Below are 23,865 nucleotides of genomic sequence, written 5' to 3' on the forward strand. Positions count from 1 at the left end.
TGATCCGGCCATGACCACCGCGCAGCCCTGGCACCTCTACCTGCTCGAATGCCGCGACGGCAGTTGGTATGCGGGCATTACCACCGATCTTGACGCGCGGTTCAGAGCGCATGCGACCGGTCGCGGCGCCAAGTACACACGGGCGCACCCGCCGGTGCGGCTGCTGGCCAGTCGGCCTTATGCCGATCGCGCCAGCGCGTCGCGCGCCGAATGGCAGCTCAAGCGCCAGCCGCGCGCCCGCAAGCTTGCCTGGCTGCAGGCGCAGCCGGGGCCGTAGCCCGACGCGGCCGGTCCGGGACGCCTTGGGCTCAGCGCGCGGCGCGCATGTCGCCGGTGTCGAGCCAGCGCTGGTGCCAGGACAGCGCCTCGGGCAGCAGGTGCGGGGTGTGCTTGCCGTAACTGTCGCGCAGCGCGCGCGCGAAGTAGTCCGCCAGCGCGTCGCGATAGTCCGGATGCGCGCAGCGGTCGATCAGCACCCGCGCGCGTTGCTTGGGCGAGAGCCCGCGCAAATCGGCCAGGCCGTACTCGGTGACGACGATCGAGACATCGTGCTCGGTGTGGTCGACGTGGCTGACCATCGGCACGATCGATGAGATCGTGCCGTTCTTGGCCGTGCTCGGACTCATGAAGATCGACAGAAAGCCGTTGCGCGCGAAATCGCCCGAACCGCCGATGCCGTTCTGCATGCGGCTGCCCATGATGTGGGTCGAGTTGACGTTGCCGTAGATGTCGACCTCGACCATGCCGTTCATGCCGATGCAGCCCAGGCGACGGACGAGTTCGGGGTGGTTGGAGATCTCCTGGGTGCGCAGGACGATGCGCTCGCGGAAGAAGCCGATGTTGGCCTCGAAGCGCAGGCTGGCCTCCGGGCTCAGCGCAAAGCCCGTGCACGAGGCGCTGCGCAGCACACCCGATTCGAGCAGGTCGAGCATGCCGTCCTGGATCACCTCGGTGAACGCGGTCAGATCGCGGAAGCCGCTGTCGGCAAGATTGGCGAGCACCGCATTGGGGATGTTGCCCACGCCCGACTGCAGCGGCAGTAGCCCCTTGGGCAACCGGCCCTTGGCCACCTCGTGCTGCAGGAACTCGATCAGGGACGCGGCGATGCGCTGGCTGGCCTCGTCAGGCGGGTTGAACGGGCTGTTGCGGTCGGGGGCGGCGGTGCGCACGACCGCGACGATCTTGTCCGGGTCGCAGCGCAGCGCGGTGTCGCCGATGCGGTCGTCGGCGTGTTCGAGCGGGATCGGGCGACGCTGCGGCGGCAGCGCGGTGCCGTAGTAGATGTCGTGCATGCCCTCGAGCGCGAGCGGCTGCACCTCGTTGACCTCCACGATCACGCGCTTGGCCAGGTCCAGCCAGGTCTTGCTGTTGCCGACCGAGGTCGACGGCACGATGGTGCCGTCCTCGCGGATCGCCACCGCCTCGATCACCGCCACGTCGATATCGCCATAGAAGCCGAACCACGCGTGCTGGGCGACGTGGCTCAGGTGCGCATCGATATAGGCCAGGCTGCCGTCGTTGATGCGGCGGCGCGCTTCGGGATCGCTCTGGAACGGCAGCCGCAAGGCGATGCCGTCGACCTTGGCCAACGCGCCGTCGAGCTCGGGCGCGGTCGATGCGCCGGTCAGCAGCCGGATCTGGAATGGCTGCCCCGCCGCATGGACCTGCTCGATGCGTGCGGCCAGCGCCACCGGCACCGCCTTGGGGTAGCCCGAGCCGGTGAAGCCGCTCATCGCGACGGTCTGGCCCGGTTCGATCAGCGCGGCTGCCTGCTCGGGCGTGACGATGCGGCTGCGCAGGGTGGCGTTGCGGATACGGTCTTCGGTCATGACGGGCACAGTGGCGTTGAAGCCCCGATTATCGCGTGGGCGGCGGGATCGTGCAGGACCACGCGGCGCCGCGTGCGCTCGCTATAGTCGTGCCCCCGTCCGCGTCCGGATTCGCCATGTCGTCGTCTGTCGCCCGCACCTCGCTTCCCGCCGTCGCCTGCGCCGCAGGCGGCACCGGCGGTCATCTGTTCCCGGCCGAGGCGCTGGCACGGGAACTGCAGCGGCGCGGGCATCCGGTGGTGATCTACACCGAGCGTCGCGGCGCGGCCTACACCCAGGCACTGGCCGGGCTCGACCACGTCGTGCTGCCGGCGCGCAGCCTCGAAGGCGGCGTCACCGGCAAGCTCGCCGCCGGGGTCACGATCCTGCGTGCGGCCTGGCAGGCGCGCCGCGACATGCGCCGGCGTGGCGTTGGCCTGCTGGTGGGGTTCGGCGGCTATCCCAGCTTCGCCCCCGCGCTGGCGGCGAGAAGCCTGGGCTGCCCGCTGCTGCTGCACGAGCAGGGGGCGCGGCTGAGTCTTGCCAACCAGAAGCTGCTGCGGCTGGCCGCCGGTGTGGCGACCTCGTTCCCGGCGACAGCCGGGCTCGACGGGTTCGATCCGATGCGCATCGTCGACACCGGCAACCCGGTCCGCGCGGCGATCCTGGCTGCGCGTGGCGACTATCCTGCACTCGACGGCGATGCGCCGTTGCGGCTGCTGGTCGTGGGCGGCAGCCAGAGCGCGCGCGTGTTCGGCGAGGTCGCGCCGCCCGCGCTGCTGCGGTTGCCCGAGACGATGCGGCGTCGGCTGCACGTCTCGCTACAGATGAAAGGCGAGGGCGCCGACGCGGTCGAAGCCACGCTGCGTGCGGCCGGCATCGAGGCGACAGTCCGCCCGTTCTTCGACGATATGGGGGTGCGGCTACGCGATGCGCATCTGGTCGTCACCCGCGCTGGCGCAACGACCGCTGCCGACCTGCTGACCGTCGGCCGCCCCGCGGTGATGGTGCCGATCCCCCAGGGCGGCTCGCGCGACGAGCAGCGCCGCAATGCCGAAGCCCTGGCCGCTGCCGGCGTGGGCTGGTGCATGCCCGAGGCCGATCTGAGCGCCGAGCGGCTCGCCGGGTTGCTCGAAGACGCGTTCGCGTCTCCGACGGTGCTGCCTGCCGCGGCGCGTGCGGCGGCCGGGCTCGGGCGACCCGACGCCGCGTCGGCGCTTGCCGATCTTGTCCAGACGACGCTGGGCGTCGCGCGCGCCGGGACCTCGCGGATTGCCCCTCCTGCGCCCTGAGCCTGAATGCGCGGGGGTTGGTGAACCCGCCAGTATCGTTTTGCACTGCAGCGTGCATCCGCTCCGCCAGTCTTCCAATATCACCCCGCACCCGACGTGGGGGAGGGAGCAAGCCCGTAACCGGTTCGCCGGAAGCGGGCTTTTTTTTGGTTCTTCGCCGGCGCCGGTCGATTCTGCGTCTCCCCGCAAAACCAAAACCGGGGTAAGCGGGCAATTGCTCAAGACGAAATTGCACTCTGACCCCGGTTTGTTGCGGGGGAGAGCGGCGTCCGGCTGGCAGGCTGCCGCCCATTCGAAGTGGAACGCCCATTCCGGCGTCCTGTTTCGCACCGACGGCCGCTGTCATGATGGCGGGATGACCGACGATCCCCGTACAGCGCTCGATGCGCATGTCGCCCGCCTGTTGGCCCGCCTGCCCGACGATGTGCACGCCGCCCCCGCGGCGATGGCGCGGCTGCATCCGGTCGCGGTCGCCAGCGACGTCGCGATCGACGTGCTGCAGCGCCAGCCCGACCTGCTCGCAAAGCTGCTGGCCGACGACGGCGATACGCCGCCCGCACCGCCGCAGTTGGACGCCGGCAATCGCAGCGACTGGCCGATGCTGCTGCGGCGCTATCGCCTGGCCTGTTCGACGCGGCTGATCTGGCGCGACGTGCATGGGCTGGACGATGTCGAAACGACGCTCGCCGGCAGCACCCAGTTGGCCGAGACCTGCCTGCAGGTCGCACTGGACGCCCTCGAACAGGCTTTCGCCGATCGCCACGGCGTCGTGCGCGACGGCGAGGGCCGCGCGGTGCGGTTGGTCGTGTTCGGGCTCGGCAAGCTCGGCGGTGGCGAACTGAACTTCAGTTCCGATATCGATCTGGTCTACGGCTTCGAAGCGGCCGGCGAGAGCGACGGCGCGCGGCCGTTGGCGGCCGAGGACTACTTCACCCGGCTGGGCCAGCAACTGGCGCGGCTGCTCGACGAGATCACCGGCGACGGCTTCTGCCATCGCGTCGACCTGCGCCTGCGGCCGTTCGGCAACGCCGGCCGGATCGCGTTGAGCTTTGCGGCGATGGAGCAGTACTTCCAGCGCGAGGGACGCGATTGGGAGCGCTATGCCTGGCAGAAAGCACGGCCCGTGGCCGGCGACCTCGCCGCAGGCGCGCGTTTCCTCGACCTGCTGCGCCCGTTCGTCTACCGCCGTTATCTCGACTTCGGCGCGCTCGACGGCCTGCGGCAGATGAAGGACATGATCGCGGCCGAAGTCGCGCGCCGGGAGCTGGCCGACGACATCAAGCGCGGCGATGGCGGCATCCGCGAAGTCGAGTTCCTGGCCCAGGCGCTGCAGCTGATCCGGGGCGGGCGCGAACCGGCGCTGCGCGAGCGACGGCTGCTGCCGGCACTGCGCGCGCTGCATGCGGCAGGGCAATTGGCCGACGAGGCGCTGGCGCGGCTGCAGGCGGCGTACCTGTTCCTGCGCCGCGTCGAGAACCGGCTGCAGATGCTGCGCGATGCGCAAACCCATCTGCTGCCGGCCGATCCGCTCGACCGGCTGCGGATCGCGTCCGGTCTGGGGTACGCCGATTGGGCGGCGCTCGAGACCGAGCTGCGGCGCGAGCGCGGCCACGTTGCGCACGAGTTCGATGCGCTGCTGGCGGTCCGCAGCCAGCAGCGCAGCGTCGACACCGACAGCGATCTGGCGACCTGGTGGCGCGCGCTGCCCGACGGCGGCGATGCGCAGACACTGGCCGAGGCCGGATTTGCCGATGCGCGCGAGGTCGCCGAGGCACTGCGCGACTTCGCGCGCTCGCCGAGCGTGCGCGACCTGTCGGACAATGCCCGCGCGCGGCTCGACCGGCTGATGCCGGTGCTGCTGCAAGCCTCTGCGCCGGCGGATCGGCCGCTGCAGGCGGTGCGCCGCCTGCTGGCGCTGCTGCACAACATCCTGCGGCGTGCGAGCTACCTGGCCTTGCTCGACGAGCAACCGGCTGCGCTGGCGCGGCTGGTGGAGGCGGTGACCCGTAGCGCCTTCCTCGCCGAGCGCCTCGCCGCGCATCCGCTGCTACTCGACGAACTGCTCGACGCCCGGGTCGAAGGGCCATTGCCCGAGCGCGATGGTTTGGCGACCCAGTGCAGCCGTGCGCTGCAGCAGCGCGATCTGGAAGCGGCGCTGCTCGCGCTCAACGAGATCCGCCAGCAGTTGAGCTTCCGGATCGCACTGGCCACGCTTGACCGCCGGCTCGATCCGCCGACGGCGACCCGGCAACTCGCCTGGCTGGCCGACGCGGTGGTCGAGGTGGTGCTCGCACTGGCGATGCGCGAACTCGAGCGCGCCCATGGCCGGTTGCCCGATGCCCGTTTTGGGGTGGTCGGCTACGGTAGCCTGGGCGGCGAGGAACTGGGCTTCGGGTCGGACCTCGACCTGGTCTTCCTCTACGACGCGCCCGCCGATGCCCAGTCCGACGGCGCGCGGCCGCTCGATGCCCAGCGTTGGGCGGCGCGTCTTGCGCAGAAGATCGTCGCCCTGCTGGGGACGGTCACCGGCGGCGGCAGGCTCTACGACGTCGACGTGCGTCTGCGCCCGGACGGCGGCAAGGGGCTGCTGGTGTCGTCGCTGGCCAGCTACGCGGAGTACCAGCGCGAGCGCGCATGGACCTGGGAACACCAGGCGCTGGTGCGCGCGCGCGTGGTCGCGGGCGATGCGCCGATGCGCGAGGCGTTCGAATCCGTCCGCAGCGACACACTGGCCCGGCCTCGTGACCCGGCGGCGCTGCGCGAGGAGATCGCCGCGATGCGCCGACGCATGCGCGGCGAACTCGACCGTTCGACGGCCGACCGATTCGACCTCAAGCAGGGCGAGGGTGGGCTGGTGGATCTAGAGTTCCTGGCCCAGTCGCTGGTGCTGCAGGCGGCGGCGACGCACCCCGGACTGCTCGCGCCCAGGGCCACGCCGGCGTTGCTCGAGGCCGCGGCCACGGCGGGTCTGTTGCCGGCCGCCCAGTGTCAGGCGCTCCGCCAGGGCCATGCCTGCCTGTTGGAGGCGGCCTTGACCTGCATGCTCGACCGCCGGCCGCGCATCGCACCGCTCTCGCCGGCGCTGGCGTCGGCGCGGGAGACAATTGCAGGCATCGCCGGCTGGGCCTGATCTTCATCGTGGATTCGCCCGCCTGGGTGCAGGATCGAGTTCCTGAGACGGCTGGCAGCAGTGCCGCGGGCTGTCTCGCTTCTGTGAATGATCCCTGTCCAGGAAGTGCAGAACGTTCCATAAACGGAACGCTCGGGAACTTCCAGCGGCCTTAGCAGTCATATCTGGAGACTGCTACCATCCCTTTCATGAGCACGCAGACCATGACCCACGCCCTGGTTGCCAATAGCCTGCCGATCCCCAGCCCGCTCGGTTCGCTCGATGCCTATATCGGCGCCGTGCACCAGATTCCGGTGCTGACGGTCGAAGAGGAGCAGGCGCTGGCGCAGCGGTATCGCGATCACGACGATCTCGATGCCGCGCGCGAGCTGGTCCATTCGCACCTGCGCTTCGTCGTCCATGTGGCCCGCGGTTACAACGGCTACGGGCTGCCGCTGGGCGATCTGATCCAGGAGGGCAATATCGGCCTGATGAAGGCCGTCAAGCGCTTCGATCCGGACGTCGGCGTGCGCCTGGTGAGCTTCGCCGTGCATTGGATCCGTGCCGAGATGCACGAGTTCATCCTCAAGAATTGGCGCATCGTGAAGGTCGCCACGACCAAGGCGCAGCGCAAGCTGTTCTTCAACCTGCGCAAGAGCAAGACCCGCCTGGGCTGGCTCAACGCCGAGGAAGTGCGCACCGTCGCCGCCGACCTCAACGTCTCCGAGCGCGAAGTGCTGGAGATGGAGTCGCGCCTGTCGGGCCGCGACATCGGCTTCGATGCGCCCGCGGGCGAGGACGACGACAATGCGCCGCCGGCGCCGGTCGCCTACCTCGTCGCACAGGACGAAGATCCGGCACAGGCGTACGAGCGCAGCGACAGCGAGGCCGACCAGCTCGAACTGCTGCGCGAAGGCATGGCCAAGCTCGACGCCCGCTCGCGCGACATCATCCGTCGCCGCTGGCTCGACGACGAGCACAAGGTGACGCTGCAGGAGCTGGCCGACGAGTACGGCGTGTCCGCCGAGCGGATCCGCCAGGTCGAGGCCAATGCGCTGAAGAAGATGAAGGCGCTGTTCGCGGCCTGAGTCCTGTTCGCCAATGCTGGACCCCGGACGGCCCGCGCAAGCGGGCCGTTTTTGTATGCGCGTTCGCATGCTCTGCAAAGCAGGGCCACAAACCCGCCCCCACCCTTCTGAATGCGCAGTGCTTTTTAACCCGACCGTTCGTCGGAAAGTCAATAGATCAGTAGGTCTTTTTGTTGCATTTCTGTTAATTATTAGACTAGCTTCTGCCTTGGTTTTGTTTTTGTTCATGAATGCGCGCAGGCCATGCCGGCGCATCAACCTGAGGAGAAGCAATGAACAAGTGCCACAATCGCGCCAAACCGGTGTTTCGACGTGCCGCATTGAGCATCGCGCTGCTGACCTGTATCGGGGTGGCGACGGCGCAAAGTACCTCGGGAGACATCCTGGGCAGCAATGGTGGCGATCCGGGGAGCCGCGTCCAGGTTCGGAGTCTTGCTTCGGGCGCGACCCGAGAGGCGGTGGTCGGCAATGACGGCCGGTTCCGCATTTCGGCGCTGCCTCCCGGGCAGTACGAGCTGACGGTGTCTGGCAGGACCACTCGGGTCACGGTCATTGCTGGTCAAGCGGTCACGACCTCCCTGGCCGCGGACGCGACCAGCCTGGACACGGTCCGCGTGCGTGGACTGGGGGGCGTCAACAACATCGACCTGACCAGCATCGAAACCCGAACCACATTTACCGCCGAACAGCTCAATACCTTGCCCGTAGCGCGCAACGTGACCGCCGTGTCCTTGCTGACCCCTGGCACCGCGTCGAGCAGCGAGTACTTCGGTAATGCATCTTTTGGTGGTGCTTCAGCAGCCGAGAACAGCTACTACATCAACGGATTCAACGTCACTAACCTGTACGACAACCTTTCGTTCACAGAGGTGCCTTACCAGGCCATCGAGCAGTTGGATGTGCAGACCGGTGGTTACGGTGCCCGATACGGCTTCTCCACTGGCGGCGTGACGAGCGTGGTGGTCAAGCGCGGCAGCAACGAACTCAAGGGAGGGGTGAGTTACACGTTCGCCCCCAACTCGTTGCGGGAGCAGCCTGACCCGGTCACTCTCAAGGACGGCACGATCTGGCGCTCTTATGATCGCAATGAGTCCTCCTCCGACAATCTGAGCTTCTGGACCAGTGGCGCGCTGGTTGAAGACCGGCTGTTTTTCTTTGCGCTAGGGTCATTCAGCAACTGGGATGCGGCCTCCTATGGCGTGCGCGGTAGCGGCTATTCGTCCTCGCCGACCGGCGCCTACACCAGCGCGCTCGGCACGACCGCATACGACTACAAGTCCGAGCAGCCGTACTGGATGGTCAAGTTGGACTGGTACCTCAACGACAACAATCATCTCGAGTACACCGGCTTCGACAATACCCGCAAGCAGACTTACACCAACTACATCGCTGCTTTCGACAGCACCGCGGCAAATGCGCAGGCGAGCAAGACCGATTACACCGGCAAGGAATTCAGGGAGAACGGTGGCGATACCCACATTCTGAAGTGGACCAGCTACCTGAACGACGATCTCACGCTGTCGCTGCAGTACGGGCGAATGCAGAACACGAATTCCAACTACACCGTCAATGCCGATGGTGTGGAGAACAAGTACTACGGCGATGTCGAGAGCTCGCCGTCTTGCCCCTATGTGCTGGATTATCGACCCGACAGCCCGCGCTTCGGCCAAAACATTGGCTGCGCCACGGTGAGCAGCGTCGATGTATTCAACGGTTCGAATGAGCGTAACGCTGGTCGCATCGATCTCGAATGGCGACTGGGGGATCACCGGTTCTCGTTCGGCTACAGCGACGAGCGCTGGAAGTCCTTTCAGGGCACGATCCAGGACCTCCAGTACATCACCACGTCCGATTACTGGCTTGATGCCGACGAGTCTGTCGATATTGTCGATCGCATCAAGTATGCGACCGGCGGTAGTGTCGAAATCGACCAGAAGTCCTGGTACGTCGAGGACAACTGGAACATCACCGACAACTTCATGTTGTATCTGGGCGTGCGCAACGACTCGTTCGAGAACAAGAACAGCACAGGCGTGACGTTCGTCAAGCAGGACAACATCTGGCAGCCTCGTGTGGGCTTTACCTGGGATGTGACCGGCAACGGCGATAGCAAGCTCTACGCTTCAGTGGGCCGCTACTCGCTTCCGATCGCCGCCAATGTGGCGCTTCGTGCGGCATCTGCCTCGTACTACGTGGAGAACTTCTATACCTACTCCGGCGGCCTGGATCCGGTCACTGGCACCCCGGTCAACATTACCGGACCCTATGATGGTGGCTCTCAGGATCAGATCTACAACGGCGAGGACGGGAGCGTGCCCGATCCGCGCGCGGTCGCATCGCGCGATCTAGATCCCTACACCCAGGACGAGGCCATCCTCGGCTACCAGCACCGGCTTGTGTCCGACAACGCCTTCCTTGACGGCTGGACGCTGGGAGTGAAAGGCACCTATCGCCGTGTCGACACCGCGATCGACGACACTTGCGATGCGCGTGCCCTTTACCGGGCCGGCATCGAGGCAGGTTACGACCTTTCGAACTGGGCGGACGAGTGGACGGTGCCGGGTGGCATCCCGGGCTGCTACCTCTACAACCCGGGCAAGGATCTGACCATCACCACCGACATCAACGTCGATGGCAATCCGGTCACACTGACCGTTCCTGCCGACGCCCTCGGCCCGGAGGCCAAGCGCAACTACAAGGCCGTCACGCTGAGCGCGGACAAGGCGACCGAGAACTGGTACCTGAGCGGTTCGTACACATGGTCCAAGCTGACGGGCAATCTCGAGGGCCTGGTCAAGAGCACCAATGGCCAGGACGACACCGGCACCACGTCTGACTTCGATTTCTCGGAGATCATGATTGGCGCCGATGGTTATCTGTTCAACGATCATCGCCACAGCCTGAAGATCTTCGGCAGTTACGCGCTGAGCGAGCAATGGGAGATCGGCTTCAACCTGCTGGCGCAGTCCGGCTCGCCCATCTCCTGCCTTGGCGGTGGTTACGGCAGCTTCGGCACCCAGTATGGCTATACCGGCGTATTCCACGTATGTGATACCGGCGACATCACCACGGGCTCCAACATCGATCGAGCTGAGGACGATGTGGTCAGTCCTGTTGGCTCTGCCGGCCGGACGCCATGGATCATCACGCTCAGCCCGAGCTTGGTCTACAAGCCCAGCTGGCTCGAGGGGTTGCGGGTGAATGTCGACGTGATCAACGCCTTCAACAACATCAAGCCCGTCCAGGTGTACGAGACCAACTTCGCTTATAACGGCCCCAGCGGCTATCGCAATTACTACAACTACGGTCAGGCGAAGTACTTCTCCGATCCTCGCTACGTCCGGTTCCAGATTCAATACGACTTCTAGTATTGCGGTTCGACCGGCATCGCCGGCTTGCGGTCTCGGCCCGCCTCGTTACGAGGCGGGCCTTTTCATGTACGTATACAGCGGTCCTCAGTGCGCGGCGTCTCGAGTGGCAGCACAAGGAATCCGGCGACGGCACTGGGCGTCACGATCGCGACTTGGACATCACCACTTGAACAGCACCAGGCTCAACGCCAGTGCGGCCATGCCGGCGACCAGGCCGTAGACGGTTTCGTGGCCCTTGGCGTAGCGCTTGGCGGCGGGCAGCAATTCGTCGAGTGCGAGGAAGACCATGACGCCGGCAATGAGCCCGAAGACGGCGCCGAACACCGGTTCGGACAGGAACGGGCGCAGCAGCGCGTAGCCGATCAGTGCGCCCAGCGGCTCGGCCAGGCCCGACAGCAGGCAGGCCAGGAAGGCGTAGGTCTTGTTGCTGGTGGCGAAGTACACCGGGACCGCGATCGCGATGCCCTCGGGGATGTTGTGGATTGCGATGGCGAACGCCAACGGCAGGCCGACGCCTGGGTTCTCGATCGTGGCGAAGAACGTCGCCAGGCCTTCCGGGAAGTTGTGCGCGGTGATCGCGACCGCCGTCAGCAGACCGACGCGTTTGACGTAGCTGGCGTTGTGCTCGCGGAAGTACGGGTCGTCGACCTCCAGCCGCTCGTGCGGGTTGGGCACCAGGCGGTCGATGGTGACGATGAACAGCACGCCGCCCAGAAACGCCAGCGTGCCCCAGGTGAAGCCGAGCTGCTCGCCGTAGGCGTCCGTGAAGGCGAGAATCGACTTGTCGAGGATCTCGGTCAGCGACACGTACACCATCGCGCCAGCCGCGAATGCGAGCCCGAACGCGAGCAGGCGTGCGTTGGGCTGCTTGGCGAAGATCACCAGCAGGCTGCCCAGGCCTGTGGCCAGGCCGGCCGCGGTCGTGACCGCGAGCGCGATCAAGAAGTTGTGCGTGGAGATATCGAGCATCGTCAGTGCATCAGATCGGGGGAGGCTCAGTCCGGCGCGGCGTCGGGCGCCGGCGGGTGAGCAGCCATGCTATCGGAAGCCTGCAGCGATCGGTCGCGAACCGCTGCATCGGGCCCGACCTCGGGCGCGGGCCCGAAGATGATCCGCGCCGCGCGCCGGTGGGTCCAGTACGCGAGCGTCCAGTTGAGCAGCACCACGACGCGGTTGCGGAAGCCGATCAGGAAGAACACGTGGGCGACCAGCCAGAACCACCACGCAGGCGCGCCCGAGAGTTTGATGCGCCCCAGATGCGCGACGCCGGCCATGCGGCCGATCGTGGCGAGGTTGCCGTAGTCGCGGTAGACGAACGGCGTCCTGGGCTGGCCGCGCAGGTCGGCGAGCAGGTTGGCGGCCGCGTGCTCGCCCATCTGCTTGGCGGCGGGGGCCACGCCCGGGACCGGGCGCCCGCCGCTCTCGACCGCGACCATGTCGCCGATGGCGTAGATCTCGGGATGGCCGGGCACGGTGAGGTCGGTAGCCACCTGCACACGGCCGGCGCGATCGCGCGGCACATCGAGCAGCGCGCCCAGCGGCGAGGCCGCGACGCCGGCAGCCCAGATCACGGTTCGGGCGGCGATGCGACGCTCGCCGATCCGGTAGCCGTCGGCATCGATCTGGGCGACCGGTTCGCCGGTGAGCACCTCCACGCCGAGCTTTTCCAGCTGGCGGCGCGCCTTGGCCGAGAGGTCCTCGGGGAACGAGGCGAGCACGCGCGGGCCGGCTTCGATCAGCCGGACCTTGGCCAGCGCCGGGTCGATATGCCGGAACTCGCTGCGCAGGGTGTGGCGCGCGATCTCGGCCAGCGTCCCGGCCAGCTCGACACCGGTCGGACCGCCGCCGACGATCGCGAAGCTCAGCCACGCGGCGCGGGCCTCGGGATCAGTCTCGGCCTCGGCGCGCTCGAAGGCGAGCAGCATGCGGCGGCGCAGGTGCAGCGCATCGTCGAGCGTCTTCAGTCCCGGCGCGTGCGGTGCCCAGCGGTCGTTGCCGAAATAGGCGTGGGTGGCGCCGGCGGCGAGCACCAGGCGGTCGTAGCCCAAGGTCATGCCGCCATCGAGGGTGAGCGTGCGAGTCTCGGGCTCGATGCCCTCGACCTCGGCCATGCGCACCTCGACATTGCGCTGGCGTCGCAGGATGTGACGCAACGGCGCGGCGATGTCCGGCGCCGACAGGCCGGCTGTGGCGACCTGGTAAAGCAGCGGCTGGAACAGGTGATGGTTGCCGCGGTCGATCAGGGTGATGCGCACCGGGGCGCTGGCCAGAGCGCGCGTGGCCCAGAGCCCGGCGAAGCCGCCGCCGACGATGACGACGCGAGGAAGGTCGGAAGCGGCGGGCATCGCGGCCTCTCGAAGCGGGGACGTTTCGATTCTAGGTCGAACGCCGTGCACACACGCAAAACCGGGGTCAGAGTCGAATTTTCAAGAAACCGGGGTCAGCATCCAATTGATTCGCCGCGGCCTGATGGATGCGGCGAATAATCGACTCTGACCCCGGTGTTGATCGCGTGAGCGCTACGTGGTCACAGCCGGGCGCGTTGTGCGGCGAGGGCATCGCGTTGTGCGGTCCAGTCGGCCAGGCGTTGACGCTCCTGTTCGACGACTGTCATCGGCGCGTTATTGACGAAGGTCTCGTTCGACAGCTTGCCGTGGCACTTGGCCAGTTCGCCTTCGACGCGCTTGAGCTCCTTGTCCAGGCGCGCGCGCTCGGCATCGAGGTCGACCAGACCCTCGAGCGGGACGTACAGCGCGAATTCGCCGACCAGGGCGGTCGCCGCCGGTGGCGGGTCGCCTTCGAGGCGGTCGATGCGCGCCAGGCGGACCAGGGAACGCAGCTGCGAGTCGAAGCGGCGCAACCGCTCGGTTGACAGCGGATGGTCTTCTCGGGTCAGCAGCACGATCTGGCGCGACGGCGACACGCCCAGTTCGCTGCGGATGCGGCGCAGTGCGCTGACCATCTGCTTGAGCCATTCGACATCGGCATCGGCCTTCGAGTACGCGGCCACGGCCTGCGCGTCGGCCTGCGGATAGGGACGCAGCGAGATCGTCGTGTCGTCGATGCCCAGCCGCGGCGCGACCTGACGCCACAGTTCCTCGGTGACGAACGGGATCAGCGGATGCAGCAGCCGCAGCAGCGATTCGAGCACGTGCAGCAATGTGCGGCGGGTGCTGTCGGCGGCTGCTTGGTCGGTGCCCAACAGCGCCGGCTTGGCCAGTTCGACGAACCAGTCGCAGAACTGGTTCCAGGCGAATTCGTAGAGCGTCTGCGCGAGCAGGTCGAAGCGGTAGCTCTCGAAGTGCGTGCGGGCCTCGTTGGCGGCCTGGTCGAGGCGCGACAGGATCCACTTCTCGGTGTCGGTCACCGGCCAGGCGGTCTCGGCCGGGGCGGCGTCGAAGCCCTCGGTGTTCATCAGCACGAAGCGCGTGGCGTTCCACAGCTTGTTGCAGAAGTTCTTGTAGCCTTCCGCGCGGCCCAGATCGAACTTGATGTCGCGACCGGGGCCGGCGAGCGCGGCCATCGTGAAGCGCAACGGGTCGGCGCCGTGCGCGGCGATGCCTTCGGGGAACTCCTTGCGGGTGGCCTTCTCGATCTTCGGCGCATCCTTGGGCTTCATCAGTCCGGCCGTGCGCTTGGCGACGAGGTCCTCGATCGCGATGCCGTCGATGATGTCCAGCGGGTCGAGCACATTGCCCTTGGACTTGGACATCTTCTGGCCGTCCTTGTCGCGGACCAGGCCGGTCATGTAGACGTCGCGGAACGGCACCTGGCCGACCAGGTGGTCGGTCAGCATGATCATCCGCGCGACCCAGAAGAAGATGATGTCGAAGCCGGTGACGAGCACGCTCGAGGGCACGAAGTGCGCGAAGCCGCGCGCGTCCATCGCCGTCGCGTCCGGCCAGCCCATCGTGCCGATGGGCCACAGCCCCGACGAGAACCAGGTCTCGAGCACGTCGCTGTCCTGGGTCAGCGCCACGTCAGGCCCCAGGCCCGCTTGCTCGCGTGCCTCGGCTTCGGTGCGGGCGACATAGATGTTGCCCGCGGCGTCGTACCACGCCGGGATGCGGTGGCCCCACCACAGCTGGCGGCTGATGCACCAGTCCTGGATGTTCTCCATCCAGTGGCGATAGGTGTTGGTCCAATTGGGCGGGACGAACTTGACGGCGCCGCTTTCCACGAGCGCCAGGCCGCGTTGGGCCAGGCCGTCCATCGCGACGAACCACTGGTCGGTGAGATAAGGCTCGATGACCTGGCCGGTGCGGTCGCCGCGCGGCACCTGCAGCTTGTGCGGGCGCGCCTGCAGCATCAGCCCCTCGGCCTCGAGTTCGGCGAGCACCGCCTTGCGCGCCTCGAAGCGATCCAGGCCCCGGAAGCGCTCGGGCGCCGCGTCGTTGAGCGCGGCGTCGGGGGTGAACAGGTTGATCGTCGGCAGACCATGGCGCTGGCCGACCTGGTAGTCGTTGAAGTCGTGCGCCGGCGTCACCTTGACCACGCCGGTGCCGAATGCACGGTCGACGTAGGCGTCGCCGATCACAGGGATCGTCCGGCCGGTCAACGGCAGCGCAACGGTCTTGCCGATCAGGGCTGCGTAGCGCGGGTCCTCGGGGTGCACCATCACGGCGGTGTCGCCGAGCATCGTTTCCGGGCGCGTGGTCGCCACGACCAGGTGGTCGCGCGTCTCACGCAGCGTCTCGTTGCCGTCGGCGTCGATCTCGATATGCTCGTAGGTCGCGCCGTCGGCCAGCGGATAGCGGATTTCCCACAGGAAGCCGTCTTCCTCTTCGCTGACGACCTCCAGGTCGGAGATCGCGGTCTTGAGCACCGGATCCCAGTTGACCAGACGCTGGCCACGATAGATCAGGCCTTGTTCGTGCAGGCGCACAAAGGCCTCGACCACCGCCTGCGAGGGGTGCGGGTCCATCGTGAACGTCGTGCGCGACCAGTCGCCCGAGGCGCCCAGTCGGCGCATCTGGCGCTCGATCGTGCCGCCCGACTCGGCCTTCCATTCCCAGACCTTCTCGATGAAGCGCTCGCGCCCCAGCGAATCGCGGGTCTCAGTGCTGCCGGCAAGCTTGAGGTTGCGCGAGACCACCATCTCGGTCGCGATACCGGCATGGTCGGTGCCCATCTGCCACAGCGTGCGATAGCCGCGCATCCGGTGATAGCGCACCAGGGCGTCTTGCAGCGTGTGCTGGAACGCGTGGCCCATGTGCAGCGTGCCGGTGACGTTGGGCGGCGGCAGCAGGATCGTGTAGGCCGGGCCGTCACCCTGCGGGGCGAACACACCGCCAGCCTCCCACTCGGCATACAGGCGGGCTTCGAAGGAACCGGGGTCGTAGCTGGGGGAGAGGGGCATGGTGGGAGCGCCGTGATTCGTGATGGGTGATTCGTGATGTGAAGGCGAGTGTCTGGAGCGGAAGTGCATTGCTCGAACCCCCGGGTCCTGGCGTCCGGCCTTCCGTTCACATGTCGTGCTTGGATACCTCGAGCCCGGCCGCCTTGTAGTGGCGCCAGCGCTCGCGCAGCGGGTCGCGGGCCGAATCGTCGGCAGGGACGACTTCGAGCACGCGTTCAAAGCCGCCGTCGACTGCGGCGTCGCGCAGGTTGATGACCAATGCGCGCATCGGGGTGTCGGTGTCGGGGGCTGCGATCAGCACCGGGGCCTGATCGTCCTCGTCGTCGGTCCCGGCGATCTGGTGCGGGATGTAGTCGTCCTCGCCCATGTCCCAGAGCATGTCGTCGAGCAGCTCGGCCTGCGCCATGTCACGTGCCAGCACCAGCGTCCATTGCTGCGCGGCATAGGCCTTGCGCACCAGTTCGCAGACCAGCCGAAGCGGCTCGTCGCGGAAACGGGGCTTGGCGATCAAATAGAAGTCGGCGCGCATGGAAGAGGCAAGGAGATGTCGTCTTAAGCAGGGATCAAGCGAGCGGGCTAAACCGGGGTCAGAGTGCAATTTCGAACGAGGGGCCAGAGTGCGAACTTCGCCTTGCAAAATTGCACTCTGACCCCGGTTCTCCCGGTTTCAGGCCGTGGTGCGGTCGAGCAGCCACTGCGACAGCAGGCCGACGGGGCGGCCGGTGGCATAGGCCATCTTGCCGCTGCCGCTGGCGCTGCCGGCGATGTCCAGGTGGGCCCAGCGCTGTCCTTCGGTGAAGCGCGAGAGGAAGCAGCCGGCCGTGATCGCGCCGCCCCAGCGGCCGCCGATGTTGTAGACGTCGGCGAAGTTGGAATCGAGCATCGACTGGTACTCGTCCCACAGCGGCAGGCGCCAGGCGCGGTCGAAGACGTGCTCGCCGGCGGCCAGCAGTTCGGCGGCCAGGTCGTCGTGCTTGCTCATCAGGCCGGTGGCCTGCGTGCCGAGTGCGACCATGCACGCGCCGGTCAGCGTGGCGACGTCGACCAGGGCGGCCGGCTCGAAACGCTCGGCGTAGGTCAGCGCGTCGCACAGGATCAGCCGGCCTTCGGCGTCGGTGTTGCCGACCTCGATCGTCTTGCCCGACATGCTGGTGAGGACGTCGGACGGGCGATAGCTGTTGCCGTCGACCGCGTTCTCGACCGCCGGCACCACCACATGCAGGTTGATCGGCAGGTCCAGGCCGACCGCGGACACGAACGTGCCCATGACCGTCGCCGCGCCGCACATGTCGAACTTCATCTCTTCGATGCCGCCCTGCGTCTTGAGGTTGACGCCGCCGGTGTCGAAGGTGATGCCCTTGCCGACCAGGACGTAGGGCTTGGCGTCGCCGCCGTTCTTCCAGCTCAGCACGACCAGACGGGGGCGGTTGGCCGAGCCGCGGGCGACGGCCAGCAGTGAGCCCATGCCCAGTGCTTCCATCTGCGCTTCTTCGAGCACTTCGCACGAGGCCTTGTCGAAACGGTCGGCGAACGTACGCGCCTGCTCGGCCAGGTAGGCTGGGTTGCAGACGTTCGGCGGCAGGTTGCCCAGTTCGCGCGCGAACTTCACGCCTGCGGCAATCGCCTTGCCCTGCGCCAGCGCCTGCTCGTCGTCGCCGACGATGGCGATCGAGGTCAACTTCGCCGGCTCGCGCTTCTTGTTGCGCGCGCCCAGCGTGGCGACGTAGCGATAGGCGGCGTGGTCGGCGGCGATCGCCGCCTGGCGGATCTTCCACGCCGTGTCGTGGCCGGCGACCTCGAGGTCGGCCAATGCCAATGCGGCGCTGGCGACCGTGCCGTCCTTGAGGGCGCGGATCGCATCGCCGACGGCGCGCAGGTACTGGGGCGCACCGAACTTGGTGCGCTCGCCCAGGCCGACCGCCAGCACGCGCGGGGCGGTCACGCCAGGCAGGTCGTGCAGCAGAGTGGTGCGCCCGGGCTTGCCGGGCAGGTCGCCGCGCTGGGCGAGCGCCGACAGGCGACCGCCACTGGCGGTGTCGATGGCGGCGGCCGCGCCCGACAGCGGACCGTCGGCAAAGACACCGACGACCAGGCAATCGCTCGACAAAGTGGGGGGCGCGTCGCGGTTCAGGGAGAATTCGAGGGTCATCAACCAGATTCCATGGGGTGATCGGTACACTTCACGGTCCAGCGGGCGTGGCCTGTGACAGGCTGCGCCATCGCAGATGCGTCGTGAAGGCGCGGCTGGACGAACCCCTAAGTCTAAAGCAAAGCCCCCGCGCCCGATGCCGAAGCTCGACCGCTACCTGTTCCGCGAATTTGCCCAGGCGACCTTCGCGGCGCTGGTGGTGCTGATGATCGTCAGCCTCGGCGGGGTGTTTGCCGACGTGCTCGGCGACATCGCGCGCGGCCGGGTGCCGGCCGGCCTGATGCTGGCCCAGTTGGGCCTGCAGGTCGTCAACTACCTGCCCTTGATCCTGCCGCTGGGCCTGATGCTCGGTCTGATGCTGGCGTTCGGGCGGCTGTATCGCGATTCTGAGATGCCGGTACTGACCTCGGTCGGCGTCGGTCCGGTGCGCCTGCTGCGGCCGCTGGCGCTGGTCGTGGTGCCGATGACGTTGTTCATCGGTGCCTGCTCGCTGTGGCTGGGGCCGTGGGCCCGCGCCTACTCGCAGCAGATGATCGAGGCCGGCCAGCGCAGCCTGCTGGTGTCGGGGCTGGAAGCCGGCCGGTTCGTCGAGTTCCCAGGCGGCAACGGCGTGGTCTACGTCAATGCGATGTCCGACGACGGCAGTCGTCTGGGCCGGGTGTTCGTCTATCGCCAGGACGACGGACGCATGGACGTGACCACCGCCCTGAGCGGCGAGTTGAGCGTCGAGGCGGCGGGGCGGTTTCTGCGCCTCGACGAGGGCTTTCGCGTCGAGGGGCCACTCGATGCCGGGCTCGATTACCGGCTGATGCGCTATGCCAGCAACGAAATCCGGCTGCCGGCGGCCGACCTGGGCGCCGATGCCGACGACCCGACCCTGCAGTCCACGCTGACGCTGCTGGGCGACGACCGGCGTGAGGCCCGCGCGCAGCTGCATTTCCGCCTGGCGCCGCCGCTGCTGGCGCTGGCCTTTGCGCTGCTCGCGGTGCCGCTGGCCCGCAGTCCGCCGCGCCAGGCCCGCTACGGCCGGATGATGATGGGCTTTTTGGCCTACGTCATGGGCATGAACCTGATGATGCTGGGCGCCGACTGGGTCGGCGAGGGCCGGATTCCGGTCGCCCTGGGCTTGTGGTGGCTGGTGCTGCCGTTGCTGGGCTTTGGCGCGTGGCTGTACTTCCGCGATGGCCATGTGGTCGCGCCCAAGTGGAGGCGTGCGCGATGAGGCCGTTGGTGCGGATCCATGATCTCTACGTCGCCCGCATGGTCATCATCGCGGTGTTCGCGACCTGGGTGGTGCTGGTCGGGTTGGATGCGCTGATGGCCGGCGTCAACGAGATCGGCGCCGTTGGGCAGGGCAACTACACCTATATGTCGGCAGTGGCGTACATCCTGCAGACGCTGCCGCGCCGCGCCTATGTGATGTTCCCGACGGCGGCCGTGATCGGGTCGCTGATGGGACTGGGCCAGCTCGCCGCGACCTCGGAGCTGATCGCCATGCGCGCGCTGGGGCTGTCGCGGACACGTCTGGCCATTTCGGTCGCCCTGCCGCTGCTGGTGCTCACCGCACTGATGGTGGTCAACGCCGAGACCCTGGGGCCGATCGCCCAGCGCAGCGCCGACAGCATGAAGTCGGCCCAGCGCTCCAACAATATGGTGGTCGGCCGGTACTCGGGGCTGTGGGCGCGCGAGGGCGACACCTTCCTCAATGCGCAGAACGGCAGCGAGGTCGACGAGGCGGGCGGCAGCCGGATCCAGTTGCAGGACGTGCGCCTGTTCGAGTTCGCGAGCGACGGCCGCCTGGAGTCGGTCGCGCATGCCAAGACCGCCGAGCATGGCGCTGACGGCTGGCTGCTGCGCGACGTGCAGCGCACCTGGTTCGAGCCTCGCGCGGTGACCCGGACCGAAGCGCTGGAGGAGCATTGGGCCTCGCAGCTCGACGCCTCCACGCTGGCAGCCAGCGCCAGCAGCATCTGGCGGCCGCGCTACATGCCGGCCAGCGAACTGCGCGCGGGCATCGAGTATCGCAAGCGCAACCAGCTCGATGCCGGGGAGTTCGAGGAGCATTACTGGGGACGCTGGTTCTATCCCCTCAATGTGCTCGCGCTGTGCCTGGCGGCGATTCCGTTCGCGTTCGGCTCGCTGCGCAGCGGCAATGCCGGCAAGCGGCTCTTCATCGGCGTGGTGTTCGCGCTCGGCTTCTGGCTCATGCAGATGCAGGTGGTGAAGTTCGCCGCCGTCTACCGGATCGATTTCCGCTTGGCCTATCTGCTGCCGCCCAGCGTGATGCTGCTGGTGTCCTGGCTGCTGTTCCGCCGACGCGGCGCCTGACGGGCGCCGCCGCCGCGTCTGTGAGCCGGCGGGGCGCATGGCCATGCGTCGACGTGGGTGCGTTGGACTGCGCCCGGCGCGTGCCAACTGCCGCAGATCGTCCTAGTGCGTCGACCGCTTGGGGTCGCGCACGATCCGGGTGCCGCTTGCCCGGTCATGCCAGGTCAGGCGGTCGCGGTCGAGCCAGGCCCACCAGAACCCCAGCCCGCCAGCCAGCAGCGACACCGTTCCGATCGCGAAACGCAGCCACAGCGCGCGCGACGAGGGCTGGCCGCCGTCGCGTCCGCGCACCCGGATGCGCCAGGGCCGCATGCCCAGGGTCTGGCCGCCATGGCGCCAGCTCACCACCGCATAGCCGCCGGTTGCGAGCCAGCAGCACAGCCACAGCAGCCACTGCAGCGTGCTCATCGGCGCGATGTTCTCGTGGGGAGCGTGATGCCCGGCGAAGGTGTAGCCCGCAGTGAACAGGGCCGACAGCAGCAGCCATAACGCAAGTGCCGGCCACAGGTCGTAAACCAGCGCCAGCAGCCGCCAGCCGATCCAGGGGTGGGCAGGGGCGGCGCTACATGAAGGCGATGCGGACATCGCGACAGGATAGCGGCAGCGCTGCCGAAGCGCGCCGCAGTCGCCTGCGTTTCGACGGGCCGACGGTGCCGGGCCGGCCGCCAGGCTCTAAGCTGCGTACGATGACGCCTGCCATCGCCACGCCCGCCGAACGCCGCGCCCTCGTGGTCGGCCTGCCGCCACTGCGCGACGACGATCGCCACGCGATCGAGGGCTTTCTCGACGCGTTCTGGGCGGAGACCGGGATCGCCGCGCAGACCGGTACGGCCTACCGGCGCGACCTCGAAGGACTCGCGCGCTGGCGCGACGGCCGCGATGGCGGTATCGCGAACGCCGACCGCGCCGCGCTGTTCGATTACCTGGCATGGCGCACGCGCCATGGCTGGTCGCCGCGCAGCAACGCGCGGCTGTTGTCGGCGCTGCGTGCGTTCTATGCCGACCGGCAGCGGCGGCATGGCCGCGCCGACGATCCCACCGCCCTGCTCGAGCCACCGAAGCTGCCGCGCCCGCTGCCCAAGGCCTTGGGCGAATCGCAGATCGAGGCCTTGCTCACCGCGCCGGATGTGACCGCAGCCGATGGTCTGCGCGACCGCACGATGCTCGAGCTGATGTACGCCTGCGGTCTGCGGGTCAGCGAGCTGACCGGCCTGCCGGCCAATGGCGTCAACCTGCGCCAGGGCGCGCTGCGGGTCACCGGCAAGGGCGAACGCACCCGCTTGGTGCCACTGGGCGAGGAGGCGCAGCACTGGCTGCAGCGATATTTGGCCCAGGCGCGCCCGGTGCTGGCCGGTGGCAAGCCGCTACCGGCCGACGCGCAGGGCGGCACGCCCCTGTTCCTGACCGCGCGTCGGCTGCCACTGACGCGACAGCAGTTCTGGGGCCTGGTCAAACGCTACGCCGCGATCGCAGGCATCGACCCGGCCCGCATCAGCCCGCACGGCCTGCGCCACAGCTTCGCCACCCATCTGCTCAACCACGGCGCCGACCTGCGCGCGCTGCAGATGCTGCTTGGCCACAGCTCCCTGTCGACAACCCAGATCTACACCCTCGTCGCCCGCGAACAGCTCAAACGCCTCCACGCCACCCACCACCCGAGGGGGTGAGCCCCCGTCGCCCACGCGGCATGCCGCGTGACGGGGGCGAACGCCTCGCGTGCTTCGCGAGGCCGGACGTGCGCCGAAGTGAATAGCCGATCGCAATTCGACGCCGACCGCGCATGCGCGAACGCCCGGCCAAGGATGGCCGGGCTGGGCGTTCGTCAAGCGACTATGCTCCGCCATGGATGGCGGCGGGAGGTACAACTCCGAGGCGGCATGCCGCGCGGGCTTGGCGAACGCCTCGCGTGCTTCGCGAGGCCGGACGTGCGCCGAAGTGAATAGCCGATCGCAATTCGACGCCGACCGCGCATGCGCGAACGCCCGGCCAAGGGTGAGACAAGGACGCTGCGAGGCACCGCCTCGCGCCCTGGGCGAACGCCCCGCGTGCTGTGCGGGGCCGGCCAGCCGGGCCGGGCGTTCATCGAGCGACGAGGTCCGCCATGGACGGCGGTAGGAGGTATCGACGCCGTGGCGGCATTGCCGCGCGGGCTTGGCGAACGCCTCGCGTGCTTCGCGAGGCCGGACGTGCGCCGAAGTGAATAGCCGATCGCAATTCGACGCCGACCGCGCATGCGCGAACGCCCGGCCAAGGGTGAGACAAGGGCGCTGCGAGGCACCGCCTCGCGCCCTGGGCGAACACCCCGCGTGCTGTGCGGGGCCGGCCAGCCGGGCCGGGCGTTCATCGAGCGACGAGGTCCGCCATGGACGGCGGTGAGAGGTATCGACGCCGTGGCGGCACTGCCGCGCGGGCGCCGTGAACGAGAGCGGGGCCGTCAAGGCGCCCGTGGCGCCCGGGTCCCGGCTTCGTGCCAGAATCGGCGCTTCTGGAGTTTCTCCGTCCGCGGTAGCCCGATGCGATGAAGCGATACCTGTTCGCCCTGTTGAGTGCCTTCAGCCTGTCCGCCTGTGCCCAGGGCACGAGCGCCCCCGATGCGACGGGCGCACCGGCCGCGCCGGCTTCGGCCGCGAGTGCCGCTGCCGACGTGGCGCCGCCGCCGGGCACGCCGGCCGCGAGTGCGCGCAACGCGATCCTGTCGATCAACCCGCAGGTCTCGATCGAGAGCATCCACGACGCGCCGCTGCCCGGTTTCCAGGAAGTGATCGTCGCCGGGCAGGTGCTCTACGTCAGCAACGATGGCCGCTACGTCATGCAGGGCAGCCTGTTCGACGCGCAGGAGAAGCGCGACCTGAGCCAGTCCGGCCTGTCGCAGCTGCGCAAGCGCTTGCTGTCGGAGGTGCCCGAGGAGCAACGCATCATCTTCGCGCCCGCCAACCCCAAGTACACCGTGTCGGTCTTCACCGACGTCGAGTGCGGCTACTGCCGCCGTCTGCACGACGACATCGCCGAGTACAACAAGCGCGGCATCGCCATCGAGTACCTGGCCTATCCGCGCATGGGACCGGACAGTGAGGATTTCCGGTTGATGGAGTCGGTGTGGTGCGCGGCCGATCGCCGCAAGGCCTTGACCGATGCCAAGGCCGGGCGTCGAGTGACCTCCCAGCCCTGCGCCAATCCAGTGGCCGCGCACTACGCGCTGGGCCAGCGCGTGGGCCTGACCGGCACCCCGATGATCGTGGCCGAAGACGGCACCCAGATGCCCGGCTACATGCCCCCGGACCAGTTGCTCGCTGCCCTGCAGCGTCTGGCCGGTGCGGCTGGCGGTCGCTGAGCCGGCAATCAGGACGTAACCGGGCGGCAG

The 23,865-nt window shown here is 68.0% G+C and carries 16 protein-coding genes; 9 read left to right on the forward strand and 7 right to left on the reverse strand.

Annotated features, from left to right (window positions below):
• Positions 1-10 precede the first annotated feature (10 nt).
• A complete protein-coding gene (locus tag ABE505_RS11300; RefSeq protein ID WP_346442911.1) occupies positions 11-277 on the forward strand; it encodes a GIY-YIG nuclease family protein in 267 nt (88 codons plus the stop codon).
• A 31-nt stretch (positions 278-308) separates the two neighbouring features.
• Here ABE505_RS11300 and ABE505_RS11305 read toward each other — a convergent pair whose 3' ends face one another.
• Positions 309-1,829, reverse strand: a complete 1,521-nt coding sequence (locus tag ABE505_RS11305; protein WP_346442913.1) for an acetyl-CoA hydrolase/transferase family protein — start codon at positions 1,827-1,829, stop codon at positions 309-311.
• A 116-nt stretch (positions 1,830-1,945) separates the two neighbouring features.
• Here ABE505_RS11305 and ABE505_RS11310 point away from each other — a divergent pair, with 116 nt between their 5' ends.
• From ABE505_RS11310 to ABE505_RS11325, 4 genes are all read left to right on the forward strand, one after another.
• Positions 1,946-3,100: a UDP-N-acetylglucosamine--N-acetylmuramyl-(pentapeptide) pyrophosphoryl-undecaprenol N-acetylglucosamine transferase gene (locus ABE505_RS11310; RefSeq protein WP_346442915.1), complete on the forward strand. Its 1,155-nt coding sequence runs from the start codon at positions 1,946-1,948 to the stop codon at positions 3,098-3,100.
• A 355-nt stretch (positions 3,101-3,455) separates the two neighbouring features.
• On the forward strand, positions 3,456-6,230 hold the full coding sequence (gene glnE / locus ABE505_RS11315; RefSeq protein WP_346442917.1) for a bifunctional [glutamate--ammonia ligase]-adenylyl-L-tyrosine phosphorylase/[glutamate--ammonia-ligase] adenylyltransferase: 2,775 nt from the start codon (positions 3,456-3,458) through the stop codon (positions 6,228-6,230).
• A gap of 188 nt (positions 6,231-6,418) precedes the next feature.
• Complete coding sequence (gene rpoH / locus ABE505_RS11320; RefSeq protein WP_337244027.1) at positions 6,419-7,297, forward strand: RNA polymerase sigma factor RpoH; 879 nt, start codon at positions 6,419-6,421, stop codon at positions 7,295-7,297.
• Positions 7,298-7,569: 272 nt separating this feature from the next.
• Positions 7,570-10,665, forward strand: coding sequence for a TonB-dependent receptor (locus ABE505_RS11325; RefSeq protein WP_346442918.1), 3,096 nt, complete (start codon positions 7,570-7,572; stop codon positions 10,663-10,665).
• Positions 10,666-10,827: 162 nt separating this feature from the next.
• Here ABE505_RS11325 and zupT read toward each other — a convergent pair whose 3' ends face one another.
• The 5 genes from zupT to ABE505_RS11350 form a co-directional block, all read right to left on the reverse strand.
• Positions 10,828-11,637: a zinc transporter ZupT gene (gene zupT, locus ABE505_RS11330; protein ID WP_346442920.1), complete on the reverse strand. Its 810-nt coding sequence runs from the start codon at positions 11,635-11,637 to the stop codon at positions 10,828-10,830.
• Positions 11,638-11,663: 26 nt separating this feature from the next.
• Positions 11,664-13,013, reverse strand: a complete 1,350-nt coding sequence (locus ABE505_RS11335; protein WP_346442922.1) for an NAD(P)/FAD-dependent oxidoreductase — start codon at positions 13,011-13,013, stop codon at positions 11,664-11,666.
• Positions 13,014-13,195: 182 nt separating this feature from the next.
• Entirely contained in the window at positions 13,196-16,027 is a 2,832-nt protein-coding gene (locus ABE505_RS11340) for a valine--tRNA ligase (RefSeq protein ID WP_346442924.1), read from the reverse strand.
• 106 nt (positions 16,028-16,133) lie between these two features.
• Complete coding sequence (locus ABE505_RS11345; RefSeq protein WP_346442926.1) at positions 16,134-16,556, reverse strand: DNA polymerase III subunit chi; 423 nt, start codon at positions 16,554-16,556, stop codon at positions 16,134-16,136.
• 138 nt (positions 16,557-16,694) lie between these two features.
• Positions 16,695-18,176, reverse strand: a complete 1,482-nt coding sequence (locus tag ABE505_RS11350; protein WP_346442928.1) for a leucyl aminopeptidase — start codon at positions 18,174-18,176, stop codon at positions 16,695-16,697.
• Between the two features lie 136 nt (positions 18,177-18,312).
• Here ABE505_RS11350 and lptF point away from each other — a divergent pair, with 136 nt between their 5' ends.
• Complete coding sequence (gene lptF, locus ABE505_RS11355; protein ID WP_346442929.1) at positions 18,313-19,398, forward strand: LPS export ABC transporter permease LptF; 1,086 nt, start codon at positions 18,313-18,315, stop codon at positions 19,396-19,398.
• Positions 19,395-20,504, forward strand: a complete 1,110-nt coding sequence (lptG, locus tag ABE505_RS11360) for an LPS export ABC transporter permease LptG (protein WP_346442931.1) — start codon at positions 19,395-19,397, stop codon at positions 20,502-20,504. Before lptF ends, lptG begins: the two co-directional genes overlap by 4 nt.
• A 102-nt stretch (positions 20,505-20,606) precedes the next feature.
• Here lptG and ABE505_RS11365 read toward each other — a convergent pair whose 3' ends face one another.
• Positions 20,607-21,089: an RDD family protein gene (locus ABE505_RS11365; protein ID WP_346442932.1), complete on the reverse strand. Its 483-nt coding sequence runs from the start codon at positions 21,087-21,089 to the stop codon at positions 20,607-20,609.
• A 101-nt stretch (positions 21,090-21,190) separates the two neighbouring features.
• On the opposite strand from ABE505_RS11365, the gene xerD reads away from it, so the two are divergent.
• A complete protein-coding gene (gene xerD / locus ABE505_RS11370) occupies positions 21,191-22,171 on the forward strand; it encodes a site-specific tyrosine recombinase XerD (protein ID WP_346442934.1) in 981 nt (326 codons plus the stop codon).
• Positions 22,172-23,022: 851 nt separating this feature from the next.
• Positions 23,023-23,835, forward strand: coding sequence for a DsbC family protein (locus ABE505_RS11375; protein WP_346442936.1), 813 nt, complete (start codon positions 23,023-23,025; stop codon positions 23,833-23,835).
• Positions 23,836-23,865: the final 30 nt, after the last annotated feature.

Origin of the sequence: Luteimonas sp. TWI382, assembly GCF_039674545.1 — a bacterium.
GTDB lineage: Bacteria > Pseudomonadota > Gammaproteobacteria > Xanthomonadales > Xanthomonadaceae > Luteimonas.